This window comes from Actinosynnema sp. NPDC053489 (assembly GCF_044544865.1).
In the GTDB taxonomy this organism is placed as follows: domain Bacteria; phylum Actinomycetota; class Actinomycetes; order Mycobacteriales; family Pseudonocardiaceae; genus Actinosynnema.
Map to the genome: position 1 here is coordinate 63,306 of NZ_JBITXT010000008.1, position 12,869 is coordinate 76,174.

General features: G+C 73.2%; 20 protein-coding genes. 15 read left to right on the forward strand and 5 right to left on the reverse strand.

Going from position 1 to position 12,869, the window contains the following annotated elements; genetic code table 11:
• Window positions 1-66: 66 nt before the first annotated feature.
• From ACIGNX_RS19830 to mutM, 10 genes are all read left to right on the forward strand, one after another.
• A complete protein-coding gene (locus ACIGNX_RS19830) occupies window positions 67-1,152 on the forward strand; it encodes an MBL fold metallo-hydrolase (RefSeq protein ID WP_396542049.1) in 1,086 nt (361 codons plus the stop codon).
• Between the two features lie 4 nt (window positions 1,153-1,156).
• Window positions 1,157-1,723: a 16S rRNA (guanine(966)-N(2))-methyltransferase RsmD gene (gene rsmD / locus ACIGNX_RS19835; protein ID WP_396542051.1), complete on the forward strand. Its 567-nt coding sequence runs from the start codon at window positions 1,157-1,159 to the stop codon at window positions 1,721-1,723.
• A gap of 54 nt (window positions 1,724-1,777) precedes the next feature.
• The gene (gene coaD, locus ACIGNX_RS19840; RefSeq protein WP_396542053.1) at window positions 1,778-2,260 is read left to right on the forward strand and encodes a pantetheine-phosphate adenylyltransferase; all 483 of its coding nucleotides are present in this window, start codon (window positions 1,778-1,780) and stop codon (window positions 2,258-2,260) included.
• A 114-nt stretch (window positions 2,261-2,374) separates the two neighbouring features.
• Window positions 2,375-2,746, forward strand: coding sequence for a ribonuclease domain-containing protein (locus tag ACIGNX_RS19845; protein WP_396542458.1), 372 nt, complete (start codon window positions 2,375-2,377; stop codon window positions 2,744-2,746).
• 87 nt (window positions 2,747-2,833) lie between these two features.
• Window positions 2,834-3,550 carry a DivIVA domain-containing protein gene (locus ACIGNX_RS19850; RefSeq protein WP_396542055.1) on the forward strand — a complete coding sequence of 239 codons (717 nt, stop codon included), beginning with the start codon at window positions 2,834-2,836 and terminating at the stop codon, window positions 3,548-3,550.
• A gap of 104 nt (window positions 3,551-3,654) precedes the next feature.
• Window positions 3,655-4,242 (forward strand): YceD family protein, encoded by a 588-nt coding sequence (locus ACIGNX_RS19855; protein ID WP_396542057.1) that lies wholly within the window; start codon window positions 3,655-3,657, stop codon window positions 4,240-4,242.
• Window positions 4,243-4,244: 2 nt separating this feature from the next.
• Window positions 4,245-4,427 (forward strand): 50S ribosomal protein L32, encoded by a 183-nt coding sequence (gene rpmF / locus ACIGNX_RS19860; protein WP_073896635.1) that lies wholly within the window; start codon window positions 4,245-4,247, stop codon window positions 4,425-4,427.
• Between the two features lie 30 nt (window positions 4,428-4,457).
• The gene (gene rnc / locus ACIGNX_RS19865; RefSeq protein WP_396542059.1) at window positions 4,458-5,282 is read left to right on the forward strand and encodes a ribonuclease III; all 825 of its coding nucleotides are present in this window, start codon (window positions 4,458-4,460) and stop codon (window positions 5,280-5,282) included.
• 7 nt (window positions 5,283-5,289) lie between these two features.
• The gene (locus ACIGNX_RS19870; RefSeq protein WP_396542061.1) at window positions 5,290-5,514 is read left to right on the forward strand and encodes a hypothetical protein; all 225 of its coding nucleotides are present in this window, start codon (window positions 5,290-5,292) and stop codon (window positions 5,512-5,514) included.
• 10 nt (window positions 5,515-5,524) lie between these two features.
• The gene (mutM, locus tag ACIGNX_RS19875) at window positions 5,525-6,382 is read left to right on the forward strand and encodes a bifunctional DNA-formamidopyrimidine glycosylase/DNA-(apurinic or apyrimidinic site) lyase (protein ID WP_396542063.1); all 858 of its coding nucleotides are present in this window, start codon (window positions 5,525-5,527) and stop codon (window positions 6,380-6,382) included.
• A 4-nt stretch (window positions 6,383-6,386) separates the two neighbouring features.
• Here mutM and ACIGNX_RS19880 read toward each other — a convergent pair whose 3' ends face one another.
• Window positions 6,387-6,821: a MarR family winged helix-turn-helix transcriptional regulator gene (locus tag ACIGNX_RS19880; protein WP_396542065.1), complete on the reverse strand. Its 435-nt coding sequence runs from the start codon at window positions 6,819-6,821 to the stop codon at window positions 6,387-6,389.
• Between the two features lie 254 nt (window positions 6,822-7,075).
• On the opposite strand from ACIGNX_RS19880, the gene ACIGNX_RS19885 reads away from it, so the two are divergent.
• Complete coding sequence (locus tag ACIGNX_RS19885; RefSeq protein WP_396542067.1) at window positions 7,076-7,753, forward strand: response regulator; 678 nt, start codon at window positions 7,076-7,078, stop codon at window positions 7,751-7,753.
• Here ACIGNX_RS19885 and ACIGNX_RS19890 read toward each other — a convergent pair.
• Complete coding sequence (locus ACIGNX_RS19890; protein ID WP_396542069.1) at window positions 7,750-8,859, reverse strand: NAD(P)/FAD-dependent oxidoreductase; 1,110 nt, start codon at window positions 8,857-8,859, stop codon at window positions 7,750-7,752. The two genes, ACIGNX_RS19885 and ACIGNX_RS19890, sit on opposite strands and share 4 nt — an antisense overlap.
• A gap of 68 nt (window positions 8,860-8,927) precedes the next feature.
• On the opposite strand from ACIGNX_RS19890, the gene ACIGNX_RS19895 reads away from it, so the two are divergent.
• Window positions 8,928-9,458, forward strand: a complete 531-nt coding sequence (locus tag ACIGNX_RS19895) for a GNAT family N-acetyltransferase (protein WP_396542071.1) — start codon at window positions 8,928-8,930, stop codon at window positions 9,456-9,458.
• Here ACIGNX_RS19895 and ACIGNX_RS19900 read toward each other — a convergent pair whose 3' ends face one another.
• From ACIGNX_RS19900 to ACIGNX_RS19910, 3 genes are all read right to left on the reverse strand, one after another.
• Window positions 9,459-9,947 (reverse strand): hypothetical protein, encoded by a 489-nt coding sequence (locus ACIGNX_RS19900; protein ID WP_396542073.1) that lies wholly within the window; start codon window positions 9,945-9,947, stop codon window positions 9,459-9,461.
• Between the two features lie 134 nt (window positions 9,948-10,081).
• Window positions 10,082-10,579, reverse strand: coding sequence for a hypothetical protein (locus tag ACIGNX_RS19905; RefSeq protein WP_396542075.1), 498 nt, complete (start codon window positions 10,577-10,579; stop codon window positions 10,082-10,084).
• A gap of 21 nt (window positions 10,580-10,600) precedes the next feature.
• Window positions 10,601-11,308 carry a CAP domain-containing protein gene (locus ACIGNX_RS19910; RefSeq protein WP_396542077.1) on the reverse strand — a complete coding sequence of 236 codons (708 nt, stop codon included), beginning with the start codon at window positions 11,306-11,308 and terminating at the stop codon, window positions 10,601-10,603.
• Window positions 11,309-11,372: 64 nt separating this feature from the next.
• Here ACIGNX_RS19910 and ACIGNX_RS19915 point away from each other — a divergent pair, with 64 nt between their 5' ends.
• The 3 genes from ACIGNX_RS19915 to ACIGNX_RS19925 are packed head-to-tail and all read left to right on the forward strand — an operon-like array spanning window position 11,373 to window position 12,856.
• Entirely contained in the window at window positions 11,373-11,669 is a 297-nt protein-coding gene (locus ACIGNX_RS19915) for an acylphosphatase (protein WP_396542079.1), read from the forward strand.
• Between the two features lie 33 nt (window positions 11,670-11,702).
• The gene (locus ACIGNX_RS19920; protein WP_396542081.1) at window positions 11,703-12,209 is read left to right on the forward strand and encodes a sigma-70 family RNA polymerase sigma factor; all 507 of its coding nucleotides are present in this window, start codon (window positions 11,703-11,705) and stop codon (window positions 12,207-12,209) included.
• Window positions 12,206-12,856 carry an anti-sigma factor family protein gene (locus ACIGNX_RS19925; protein ID WP_396542083.1) on the forward strand — a complete coding sequence of 217 codons (651 nt, stop codon included), beginning with the start codon at window positions 12,206-12,208 and terminating at the stop codon, window positions 12,854-12,856. Before ACIGNX_RS19920 ends, ACIGNX_RS19925 begins: the two co-directional genes overlap by 4 nt.
• Window positions 12,857-12,869: the final 13 nt, after the last annotated feature.

Consider the following 12,869-nt stretch of genomic DNA (forward strand, 5'->3'; position numbering starts at 1 on the left):
CGGGGTGGTGGGTGCCACATCCGGCGTTCGGGGGAACCGGCGGTGCGGTGGTGGCGTTGGGGTGGCATGAAGAAGGTGACCGGGGCGTTGTTCGCCCTTGCGGCCGGGGCTGTCGCCTGGGCGGCGCGGGACGTGCCGTTGGCGTTGGGTGGTCGGCCGGGTGGGGAGCGGGTGCTGCGGTCGCCCCGGTACCGGGACGGGAAGTTCCACAACGAGCAGGCGACGCGGACCATGCCCGACGGCGCCGCGGGGACGTTGCGGGAGATGTTCTTCGGCGGGCAGCAGCGGCGGCCCGTGGGCGAGGTGCCGTTGGTGCCGCCGGCCGGTGACGCCGGTGACGGGTTGCACATCACCTGGTACGGGCACGCTTCGACGTTGGTGGAGATCGACGGCGCCCGGGTGTTGATCGACCCCGTGTGGAGCGACCGGTGCTCGCCGTCGCCCGCGGTCGGGCCCCGGCGGTTGCACCCGGTCCCCCACGCGTTGCACGAGGTCGGGGCGGTGGACGCGGTGGTGATCTCGCACGACCACTACGACCACCTCGACCTGCCCACGGTGCGGGCGCTGGAACGGGACACCGACGCGGTGTTCGTGGTGCCGCTGGGGGTCGGGGCGCACCTGCGGCGGTGGCACGTGCCCGAGCGCCGGATCGTGGAGCTGGACTGGGACGAGTCGCACGAGGTGGCCGGGGTCGCGCTGGTGGCGACGGCGGCGCAGCACTTCTCCGGCCGCGGCTTCCGGCGCGACACGACGCTGTGGGCGTCGTGGGTGATCAAGGGCCCCCGGCACCGGGTCTACTACAGCGGTGACACCGGGTACTTCGACGGGTACAAGAGGATCGGCGAGGAGCACGGGCCGTTCGACGCCTCGCTGATCCAGATCGGCGCCTACGGTCCCGGCTGGCCGGACATCCACATGACGCCCGAGGAGGGCGTGGCGGCGCACCGGGACGTGCGCGGCGGGCTGCTGATCCCCGTGCACTGGGCGACCTTCAACCTGGCGTTCCACGACTGGTCCGAGCCCGTGGACCGGGTGTGGCGGGAGGCGGGGGCGCACGAGGTGCCGCTGGCCGTGCCGCGGCCCGGCGAGCGGGTCGACGTGGCCGCGCCGCCGGCGGTGGACGGGTGGTGGCGCTCGCTGGTGGCACGATGACCCGGTGACCAGGATTGTCGCGGGTGTCGCCGGTGGCCGTCGCTTGCAGGTGCCGCCGCGCGTCACCCGCCCCACCTCCGACCGGGTCCGCGAGGCGTTGTTCAGCTCGCTGGAGGCGTTGGTCGACCTCGACGGCTGCGTGGTGCTGGACCTGTACGCGGGGTCCGGGGCGCTGGGGTTCGAGGCGTTGTCGCGGGGCGCGGCGCGGGCGACGTTCGTGGAGGCGGACAAGCGGGCTGCCGAAGTCTTGAAGAGCAACGCCAAGGTGGTCGCCCTGCCCGGCGCGACCGTGCTCAACCGCACGGCGGAGGCCGTGGCGGGCACCGCGGCGGACGCGCCGTGCGACGTGGTGTTCGCCGATCCGCCCTACGCGGTGACCGACGAGCAGCTCAACCGGCTCCTCGCGGCCCTGGTCACCAACGGTTGGACGCGGCCGGGGTCGCTGATCATCGTGGAGCGCGGCGCGCGCAGCCCGGAGCCGGTGTGGCCGGGTGCCGTGGAATCCTTGCGCAGCAAGCGATACGGCGACACGGCGCTGCACTGGGGCGAACAGGTTGGCGCCTCCGGGTGATGCCGACCACGCACCTGAGTGGATGCGTCCGATCGGGTGCTACCGTCCGAAACCATGACGCGTGCCGTGTGCCCCGGCTCCTACGACCCGGCCACCAACGGACACCTGGACATCATCGGCAGAGCGGCGAAGCTCTTCGACGAGGTCGTCGTCGCCGTGCTCATCAACAAGAACAAGAAGACCCTGTTCTCGGTCGAGGAGCGGACGGAGATGCTGCGCGAGGTCACCGCGCAGTGGCCCAACGTCCGCGTGGACGCCTGGCACGGCCTGCTGGTCGACTACTGCCGGGAGAACGACATCAAGGCCATCGTCAAGGGCCTGCGCGCGGTCAGCGACTACGACTACGAGCTGCAGATGGCGCAGATGAACCACCAGCTCTCCGGGGTGGACACGCTGTTCATGCCCACCAACCCGATCTACAGCTTCCTGGCCAGCTCCCTGGTCAAGGACGTGGCCACCTACGGCGGCGACGTGTCGAGCCTGCTGCCGCCGAGCATCAAGGACCGGCTGGCCGCCCGGCTCGCCGAGGGTCGCTGACCGGTCACGCCGGGTCAACTTCGCGACCGCTTCCCCGTCGTCCGGTGTGATTACCGTTCACCGGCATGAGCGAGATCACATCGCGCACCGCGAAGGTGCCTTCCCTCGCTGCTGCTGGTCCTCGCGGGCTCGGTCACGACGTCGCCCCGGGCGGTCGCGGCCGGGACCGTCCCGGCGGCGCGGGCCGCCTGCGGCGCCACGTCCGGCTTCCGGACCGTCGCCCTCTCCGCCCGCCGGGCCGGGCCACCGACACCGTCCGCCTGGTCCGGCGCGGCGGGCCCTGCCCGTACTCGCAGGACAACCGGGTGTTCGCCAACCGGGAGGCCGTCCTGCCCGAGCGGGTGCTACCGCGAGTGCACCGTCAGGACGCCGGGCGTTCCCACCCGCGGCGCGCGGCGCACCGTGACCGGCGACGCGACCCCGAAGTCGTACTCCTGCACGGCCGACCGCTGCGCGACCTCCGCCCTGGTGGACATCACCCGGTAGCCGGACACGCCCTGCCGATCTCCCGGCGGCGGCGAGATCGGCAGGGCACACTAGGACGGGTACTGCTGTGGGCGCGAGGAGTGTGACGTGTACCGGGTGTTCGAGGCCCTCGACGAGCTGGTCACGATCGTCGAGGAAGCGCGTGGCGTGCCGATGACCTCCGGGTGCGTCGTGCCGCGCGGCGACGTGCTCGAACTGCTCGACGACGTGCGCGACGCCATCCCCGCGGAGCTGGACGACGCCCAGGACGTGCTCGACCACCGCGACGAGCTGGTCGGCAAGGCGCAGCACGACGCGGACCAGGCGCTGAGCAAGGCCAGGTCCGACGCCGAGCGGATGGTCGCCGAGGCGCAGCACGAGGCGGAGCGGATGCTGTCCGAGGCGCGGGCCCGCGCCGAGCGGGTGGTGGCCGAGGCCGAGGACCAGGCGCAGCGGACCGTCGCCGCGGGCCGGCAGGAGTACGAGGAGCTGGTGGGCCGGGCGCACGCCGAGGCCGACCGCATGGTCCAGGCGGGCCGGGCGAACTACGAGCGGGCGATCGAGGAGGGCCGGGCGGAGCAGGCGCGCCTGGTCGACGGCACCGAGGTCGTGCAGGCCGCGCACGTCGAGGCCGCGCGCGTGCTCGACGCCGCCCAGACCGAGGCGATCCGGCTGCGCAACGAGTGCGACGCGTACGTGGACGGCAAGCTGGCCGACTTCGAGGACCTGCTCGCGCACACGCTGCGCAGCGTCGGCAAGGGCCGCTCGCACCTGCGCGGCCCGGCCGTGGCGAGCGCCGCCGCGCCGTTCGACTACCACGAATGACCCGACCGGGCGACGTCCCGACCAGCCGATTTCACGTCGACGCCCGTTGTCCCGTACCCTTGTACGGCTGGTCGTGGTAAGTCCCCGGCAGCACACCAAACATCATGTCTGAGCACCGTCACGCCTCCGCGCGTCCCACAGCGACCGGGCCCTGGGTCATCGACACCAGGGACCTCGGGCGTCGTGCGGGCTCCAGCCGCGGGGTGCGCAGGACGGTGCCCGCGGCGGGCCTCGGCCTGGCGGGCGTGATCGAGGTGCCTGCGGGGGGCAACGTCGAACTCGACCTCCTGCTGGAGTCGGTGGTCGAAGGCGTGCTCGTGACGGGCACGGCCGCGACGGTGGTCGAGGGCGAGTGCTCGCGCTGCCTCGAACCGCTGTCCGCGGAGGTCGAGGTGGAGCTGACGGAGCTGTACGCGTACCCGGACAGCACCACCGACGAGACCACCGAAGAGGACGAGGTCAGCCGTCTGCACGACGACCTGATCGACCTCGAACCCGTGGTGCGCGACGCCATCGTGCTCGCGCTGCCACAGGTGCCGCTGTGCTCGCCGGACTGCCTCGGGCTGTGCGTCGACTGCGGCGGCAAGCTGGCTGATCTCGGCCCCGACCACGGGCATGAGACGATTGACCCCCGGTGGGCTGCTCTCCAGGAGCGGTTCGACGGGAATCGTGACAATCCAGAGGAGAACTAGTCGTGGCCGTCCCGAAGCGGAAGATGTCGCGCTCGAACACGCGCTCGCGCCGCGCTCAGTGGAAGACCGCTGCCGTGCACCTGGTGGCCTGCCAGAACAAGGCCTGCCGCCAGCCGAAGCCGCAGCACGTCGCCTGCCCGGCCTGCGGTCAGTACGACGGCCGCCAGGTCGTCCAGCCGGCCTGATCACCCCTCTGGCGAAGGTAGCGACGAATCGTGGGGGGTAGGTCGTCGCGCGGTCGGTCCGCCGACCGCGCCCCGTTGCTCGAAGCGCTCGGCGTCCCCTTGGACGCCGAGCTGCTGACGCTCGCGCTGACACACCGGTCGTACGCGTACGAGAACGGCGGCCTGCCGCCGAACGAGCGGCTGGAGTTCCTCGGTGACGCGGTGCTCGGCCTCGTCGTCACCGACCACCTGTACCGCACCCACCCCGACCTGCCCGAGGGGCAGCTCGCGAAGCTCCGCGCGAGCGTGGTCAACATGCACGCCCTGGCGGGCGTGGCCCGTGGTCTCGGCGACGACGGGTTGGGCGGGCACCTGCTGCTCGGTCGCGGCGAGGAGCTGACCGGCGGCAGGGACAAGGCGAGCATCCTCGCGGACGGCCTGGAGGCCGTCATCGGCGCGGTGTACCTGCAGTTCGGCATCGACACCGCGCGGCAACTCGTTCACCACCTGTTCGACCCGTTGTTGGCCGAAGCGCCACTGCGAGGTGCTGGACTGGACTGGAAGACCAGTCTGCAGGAACTGACCGCGTCAGCGGGCCTGGGCGTGCCCGAGTACCGGGTGGACGACCAGGGCCCGGACCACCGCAAGGAGTTCACCGCCACGGTGCTCGTCGGTGGTCAGGCGCACGGTACCGGCGACGGGCGCACGAAGAAGGAAGCCGAGCAGAAGGCGGCCGAGGCCGCCTACCGCGTGCTGCACGAACGGGTCCGCGCCGAGCAGGAGACCGGCGCGTCCGGCAACGGCCACGCACCCGGCTCGGCGACGCAAGCCCCATCCCAGGCTTCACCTCAGGCTGCACCTACCCAGGAAGACTGACGCCGAAATGTATGCCACGAACGTCCGGACGAACCGGCGCGCGCGCCACGCGCGTCCTTCCCGCCCGCTGAACGCCGGCCGCAACGGCGGCATCCAGGGCCTGGTCCTCGTGCGCGACACCGCCCAGGCCGGTGGCTGGATGCTCAAGCCGACCAAGCCGCAGGCCGCCGCCTACGAGCTGCTCGAAGAGCTCGAGCAGGCCGAGGCCGCCGCACGCGAGTCCCAGGACTGATCACCCGACCGTGCCCGAGCTGCCCGAGGTAGAGGTCGTCCGCCGGGGCCTGCACGAGCACGTCGCCGGGAGGACCGTCGCCGCGGTCGAGGTCCTCCACCCACGCGCGATCCGCCGCCACCTGCCCGGTGCGGCGGATTTCGCCGTGCGCCTGACCGGTCAGCGCCTGGAGGCCGCGCGCCGCCGCGGCAAGTACCTGTGGGTCGACCTGTCGGGTGGCGACGCCGTGCTCGCGCACCTCGGGATGAGCGGCCAGATGCTGGTGCAGCCGGTCGGCGCGCCCGACGAGAAGCACCTGCGGGTGCGGGTCCGGTTCGACGACGACGGCCCGGAGCTGCGCTTCGTCGACCAGCGCACGTTCGGCGGCCTGGCGCTCGCGGACCTCGTGGAGGTCGACGGGACCCTGCTGCCGCGGCCGGTGGCGCACATCGCCCGCGACCCGATGGACCCGGCGTTCGACCCGGACGCGGCCGTCGCGGCGCTGCGGGGGCGGCGGACCGGGGTCAAGCGCGCCCTGCTCGACCAGACGCTGGTCTCCGGCGTGGGCAACATCTACGCCGACGAGGCGCTGTGGCGGGCCCGGCTGCACGGGCTGCGGCCGGCGGACAAGCTGACCAGGGCCAAGGCCGCCGAGCTGCTCGCGCACGCCACGCAGGTGATGTACCAGGCGCTGGGCGAGGGCGGCACGTCGTTCGACGCGCTGTACGTCAACGTGAACGGCCAGTCGGGTTACTTCGACCGGTCCCTGGCCGCGTACGGGCGGGAGAACGAGCCGTGCCGCCGGTGCGGGACGCCGATCAGGCGCGAGCCGTTCATGAACCGCTCGTCGTTCTCCTGCCCCCGCTGCCAACCCCGCCCGCGGGGCTGACGGCTCACCTCGGCGGGTCGGCGAGCCGGCGCAGCAGCGGCGTGACCGACCTCAGCGCGTCGCGCTCCTCCGGGTCCAACCGGGAAATGCGTTCCGAGAGCAGTTCCGCCTCGCCGTGCGCCAGGGACAGGATGGTGTCCCGCCCGAGGCCGGTCAGCTCCACGATGGTGGCCCGCCCGTCGGCCGGGTCGGATTCCCGGCGCACCAGGCCGGCCGATTCCAGACCCGTCACGACCGTGGTCGCCGTGGGTTGCGAGCACAACGCCCGAACCGCGATCTCGCCGATCCTCATCGGGCCCTGCGACGCGAGTTCCGCGAGCACCAGCAACTGCGTGGGCTGGAGTCGGCGTACCGACGCGGACTGGCGCAGGCTGCGGATCAGCCGGTGCACGGCGACCACGAGTTGTAAGGCGTCCTGATTGGTCACGCTGGTGGTCATCAGACCTCCTCGTGGCTCACCGTGAGTGAGCAAGTGTCCGAATTCGGACAGGACATTCGCACTTTCGCAGTACGGCTGTCCAGCGAACTGTTTCATTCGCACCCGGATGTACTCACGCTTTCCGCACCGATGCGGAGAAGCTGCCGTCGAAACGGCACAAAGGCGCTCCCGGCCGCGTCAAGGAGGCATCAGGAACTTCGCCGAACGTAGTCGGTCGCCGTGGCGCGCGGCCGGACCCGGCGTAGGGTCCGGGCGTGACGAAGGTGCTGGTGGTCGATGACGAGCCGCAGATCGTGCGGGCGTTGCGGATCAACCTGTCGGCGCGCGGCTACTCGGTGCTGACCGCCCACGACGGCACGGCGGCGCTCAAGGCGGCGGCCGAGGGCAAGCCGGACGTGGTGGTGCTCGACCTCGGGCTGCCCGACGTCGACGGCACGGAGGTGATCGCCGGCCTGCGCGGCTGGACGACCGTGCCGATCATCGTGCTGTCCGCGCGGGTCGACTCGGCCGACAAGGTGCAGGCGCTCGACGCGGGCGCGGACGACTACGTCACCAAGCCGTTCGGGATGGACGAGCTGCTGGCCCGGCTGCGGGCGGCGGTGCGGCGCTCGGCGGTGGCCGAGGGCGAGGACGCGGTGGTGGAGACGGCGTCGTTCACCGTGGACCTGGCGGCGAAGAAGGTGCGCCGCGACGGCGTCGAGGTGCACCTGACGCCCACCGAGTGGGGCCTGCTGGAGATCCTGGCCCGCAACCGGGGCCGGCTGGTGGCGCAGAAGCAGCTGCTGCAGGAGGTGTGGGGTCCGGCGTACGCGAAGGAGACCCACTACCTGCGCGTGTACCTGGCCCAGCTGCGGCGCAAGCTGGAGCCCGAGCCGTCCCGTCCCCGGCACCTGGTGACGGAGCCGGGGATGGGGTACCGGTTCGAGCTCTAGCCGGCCGGCATCGTCGGGTGGCGCTGGAACAGGAACGCGATGCGGACGATCAGCTCCTTGTAGCGCGCCGCCGACCGACCGGTGAGCACGCGCTCCTTGGGGCGGTCGTCGGCGTCGACGAACTGGATCAGCCCGTCCCGCCGCCCGAGGCTGATGCACTGCTGGACGTACTTGAACCGGAGCCCGTCGGCCGGTTCCCCGCCGCCCAGCCGCTTCGCCAGCGCCCGCACGGCCTGCTGGGTGGTGGGCAGGCCGGTCGCGCACGCCATGCGCAGTTCGAGGCCGTCCTGCCGCTTGATCGCGGCGGCGTCGCCCACGGCCAGCACGTCCGGGTGCGACACCGACCGCAGCTCCTGGTCCACCACCACGCGCCCGCGGTCGTCCACCGCGAGGCCCGCCCGCGCGGCCAGGTCCGGCACGGTGAAACCGGCCGTCCAGACCACCACGTCGGCGGGCACGAGCTCGCCGGTGTCGAGCACCAGCCCGTCGGCGCGGACCTCGGCGACCCGCGCGTGGTCGCGCACCCGCGCGCCGAGCCGGTCGAACGCCCGGACCAGGTGCCGCCTGCCCTTCTCCGACAGCGCCTCGCCGAACCCGCCGCCGGTGACCAGCAGCACGTCCAGGTCCGGGCGCGACTCGGCCAGCTCGGCGGCGGCCTCGATGCCGGTCAGCCCGCCGCCCACCACGGCCACCGTGCGCGCGCTCCGGAGCGCGACCGCGAGCTCCTCGGCGTCCTCGCGGGTCGCGACGGTGTGCGCGTGCTCGGCCGCGCCGGGGACGCCGCTCACGTCCGCGCGGCTGCCGAGGGCGTAGATCAACCGGTCGTAGGCCAGCGCCCCGGTCGTGAGCCGGACCTTGCGGGCCTCCGGGTCGAGGTCGGTGACCCGGTCGACCACCAGCTCGACCCCGGTGCCCTTGAGGAGGTCGGCGAGCGGGACGTCGCCGCGCATCGGCTGCCCGACCGCGAGCTGGTGCAGCCGCACCCGCTCGACGAACCGGTCCCGCTCGTTGACGAGGGTGACGCGGGAGCCGGTCCACTTCGCCGCCAGCTTGGCCGCGGCCAGACCCGCGTAGCCCGCACCCACCACCACGATGTGCTCTGCCATGTCCGTGTCCTTTCGTCATGGGAGGAGCGAGGCAGGGGCCCGGGGTGTGACGGCCTAGGGTGTGAGGTGTGCCACCCGTGTCCGTGCTGCACACCTGGCAGGCCCCCGAAGCGGTGCTCGCCGCCGTCCGAGACCTGCTCGTCGGGGCGTTCGACGGCGATTTCGGCGACGAGGACTGGGAGCACGCGCTGGGCGGCGTGCACGCGCTCGCGCACGACGGCGACGAGCTGGTCGGCCACGGTGCGGTCGTGCAGCGGCGGCTGCTGCACGGCGGGCGGGCGCTGCGGGCCGGGTACGTGGAGGGCGTCGCGGTGCGGGCCGACCACCGCCGCCGGGGCGTCGGCAGCGCCGTCATGGCGGCTCTGGAGGACGTGGTGCGGCGCGCGTACCCCCTGGGCGCGCTGAGCGCCTCGGAGGACGCCCTGGCGTTCTACGCGGGGCGGGGGTGGCGGCGGTGGCGTGGCCGGACGTTCGCCCTGACGCCCGCCGGCGTCGTGCGCACCGAGGAGGAGGACGACGGGGTGTTCGTCCTGCCGGTCGCGCCGCTCGACCTGACCGGCGACCTCACCTGCGACTGGCGCGACGGCGACGTCTGGTAGCTACGGCGCCCCGTCCTCGGTCGGCGGAGGCGGAGGTGTCGTCGTCGTGGTGGTGGTCGACGACGACGTGGAGGAGGGCGACGGCGTCGGGTGGTAGGACGACGGCGGGTTGCTCGGCGACTGGGTGGTCGACCCCTGGTCGGACACCGGCTCCGCGGTGGACCCCTGGTCCGGGCCCGCCGGGTCGGCCGGCTTCGCACCCGGTGACGGGCCCGGCTGCGTGGTCACCGGCTTCGACACCGTGACCACGACCGTCGCCGTGCCGGCGCCCGGCACGCCGGTCAACGGCACGCCCGCCGTCGTGCCCACCTCGACCAGCGGCTCGGGCCGTGCCACCGGCGCGGACCCGTCGCCGGTCAGCACGGACGCCAGGGTGGCGATCACGGTGGCGACGACCGCGCCGCCCGCGGTCAGCAGCACCACCGAGGTGACCTTCTTCCTCGCCTTCTTCGGCTTCTTCTGCGACGCGGGCCGTTGTTCCTCGAACACACCATCTCCCTGCTGGGAACCCGGATTGATGGTCAGGTGCTCGGGTTATCGGCCGATCTTGTCGGGTGCCGCATCGTTCGCGCGGTCCTCCACCCGATGGTGTGGAGGACCGTCACCTCGCGCGGACGACCTCGTTACTGGCCGGTCGGCGGGTCGGCCTCCGTCGTCGTGGGCACGGTGGTGGTGACGACCGGCGGGGGCGTGGTGGTGGTGGTCGTCGTCTTCGTGGTGGTGGTCGTGGTGACGACCGGGGGCGGGGCGGCCGTCGGCTGGGGCTGCGGGTCGTCGACGACGGTGGTCGTGGTGGTGCCGTCCGGCCTGGTCACCGTGGTGATGCGGGTGCGGCGGGAGGTGGTCGTCGTGGTCGTCGCCTCGGTCGTCGTGGTGGTCGACTCCGCGGTGGTGGTCAGGCTGACCGAGGAGGGCGACGACGTGCGCGGCACCGTGGTGAGGGTGTTGCGGGAGACGACGTCCTCGCGCGGCACCGGGCCGGCCGGCGACGCGTCCGGGGTGGCACCGGCCAGGGACGCGATGGTGGCGAAGATCGTCGACACGGCGACGCCGGACGCGGCCAGCAGCACGTGGGGTGACACGCGGGGGCGGGAGCGCCCGGGCTCCGGGGTCTCGTACAACGGTTCTCCCAAGGGTCTGCCCTACCAGCCGAAGTTCTGGGTCCAGTACCAGCCGCGGGTGTCCAGTCCCACGCCGATCGTGGTGAACCCGCAGTTGAGGATGTTGCGGCGGTGCCCGTCGGAGTTCATCCAGGCCTTCATGACCTGCTCGGCCGAGCGCTGCCCCGTGGCGATGTTCTCCCCGCCCGGGTTCGGGTAGCCCTCCGCGCGCATGCGCTGGGCGAAGTCGACGCCGTCGGGCGTGGTGTGCGAGAAGTAGTCGCGCTCGGCCATGTCGGTGCTGTGGCCCTGCGCGGCCCGGACCACCCGTTCGTCGACCTCCAGCGGCTTGCAGCCGGCGAGGTCGCGCGCCTCGTTGACCAGGGCGACGACCTGCTGGGCCTGCGGCGGGTCGGCGGGCCTGGTGGTGGTCGTGGGTTCGGCGGACGACGTCGGCGGCGCGGACGTGGTGGTCGTCGTCTCCGTCGTCGTGGTGGTCTCGGAGGTCGTGGTCGTCGCCGTGGTCGTGCCCGTGGCCGGTGACGTCGCGGTGGTGACGGGCGGGAGCCCCGGCTCGCGGCCCTGCGCGGGCTCGCCCACGCCACCGACCCCGCCGACGCCCGTGTTGTCGGAACCGGCGCGCTGTGCTGCGCTGTGCCCGACGAGCGGGGCGAGCCGGTCCGGGTCGGCGACGGCGACGCCGGTCGCACCGGCCGCGCCGAGCAGCAGGCCGACGAGACCGCCGATCACGGATCGGTTACCACGCCGTGCTGTCACGGTCGCGCACCGTACCACTAATGGGTGAAATGACAGGATGGCTCTTGTGGCTGGAGCAGAACGGGCGGTGCGCCTGACCGCGTGGGTGCGAGGGCGCGTGCAGGGCGTCGGATTCCGGTGGTGGACCCGCGCCAGGGCCCTTGAGCTGGGCCTCGTCGGTTCGGCGGCCAACCTGCGTGACGGCCGGGTCGAGGTGAACGCGGAGGGGCCCGAGTCCGCGTGCCGGGACCTGCTGGCCGCGCTGCGTTCCGGTGACACCCCCGGTCGGGTGGACACGGTCGTGGAACGCTGGTCCGAGCCCCGCGGCGGCCTCACCGGTTTCGTGGAGCGTTGAACGCCGAGGGGCCCGGTGGCGTAGTACTTCGGTGTGGACCGTGGCGAAGATGTCGTCAGGCAGCTGTACGGCCGTTGGCGCGGCCCGCTGCACGGCTACGTCCTGCGTCTGGTCGGGGGCGACCACCAGCAGGCCGAGGACGTCGTGCAGGAGACGCTGCTGCGGGCCTGGCGGCACGTCGACGAGCTGACCCCGGCCGACGCGGGGCCGTGGCTCTACACGGTGGCCAGGAACCTGGTCATCTCCGGCTTCCGCAAGCGCGGCGGGCGCAACTCCGAGGTGCCGATCGAGCCGGGCGACCTGCCGCCGGTCGCGGACGAGGTGGAGCACGTGCTCCAGAGCTGGCAGGTGGCCGAGGCGCTGCGCGCGCTGAGCGCCGACCACCGCAACGTGGTGGTCGAGCTGTACTACCGGCGGCGTTCGGTGGCCGAGGCGGCGGCGGTGCTGGGCATCCCGCCCGGCACGGTGAAGTCGCGCTGCTTCTACGCCCTGCGGGCGTTGCGCGACGCGTTGGAGGAGCGGGGGGTGACGGAGTCGTGAGCTGCGACCGCACGGTGGCCCTCGGCGCGTACCTGCTCGGCGCGCTCGACCCGGCCGAGCGCTCGTCGTTCGAGCGGCACGTGCGCGGCTGCACCACCTGCCGGCGGGAGATGGTGCGGCTCGCGCCGCTGCCGGGGCTGCTCGGCCAGGTGCGGCCGGCGGACCTGGAGCTGCCGTTCGAGGACCCCGCGCCCGACCCCGACCTGCGCCCGCTGCCGCCGGAGCCCGAACCGGAGCCCGTGCCGCCGCCCGCGCGGCGACGGCGGTGGCCGGTGCTGGTCGGCGCGGCCGTGCTGGCCGTGCTCGTCGCGGTGGGCGCGGTGCTGGTGCCGAGGCTGGTCGGCGACGACCGCGCGGCCGTCACCTGGCACGCCGCCGACGCGGGGACCGGCGTGGTGGCCAGCGCGGACCTCGTCGCCAAGTCCTGGGGCACCGAGCTGTGGATGAGCCTGGAGAACGCGCCCCGGGGCGCGCGGTGCAAGCTGATCGTCCACGACCGCTCCGGGCGCACCGAGATCGGCGGCTGGTGGGGCACCGACCACGCGCCGGACGAGCGGATCCCGGGCTCCACGTCGTTCCGGGTGGCCGACATCGAACGCCTCGACGTCGTGGTCGACATGCGGGTCCTCGTGTCGGTGCGACCGTGATCGCGCTGGTCAA

What these genes read in the sequence shown, in the direction of transcription:
- ACIGNX_RS19830 (WP_396542049.1), top strand. Translation starts at nt 67, where the DNA reads ATGAAGAAGGTGACCGGGGCGTTGTTCGCCCTTGCGGCCGGGGCTGTC.
- coaD (WP_396542053.1), top strand. Translation starts at nt 1,778, where the DNA reads ATGACGCGTGCCGTGTGCCCCGGCTCCTACGACCCGGCCACCAACGGA.
- ACIGNX_RS19855 (WP_396542057.1), top strand. Translation starts at nt 3,655, where the DNA reads ATGTCTGAGCACCGTCACGCCTCCGCGCGTCCCACAGCGACCGGGCCC.
- ACIGNX_RS19870 (WP_396542061.1), top strand. Translation starts at nt 5,290, where the DNA reads ATGTATGCCACGAACGTCCGGACGAACCGGCGCGCGCGCCACGCGCGT.
- ACIGNX_RS19880 (WP_396542065.1), bottom strand. Translation starts at nt 6,821, where the DNA reads ATGACCACCAGCGTGACCAATCAGGACGCCTTACAACTCGTGGTCGCC.
- ACIGNX_RS19890 (WP_396542069.1), bottom strand. Translation starts at nt 8,859, where the DNA reads ATGGCAGAGCACATCGTGGTGGTGGGTGCGGGCTACGCGGGTCTGGCC.
- ACIGNX_RS19915 (WP_396542079.1), top strand. Translation starts at nt 11,373, where the DNA reads ATGGCTCTTGTGGCTGGAGCAGAACGGGCGGTGCGCCTGACCGCGTGG.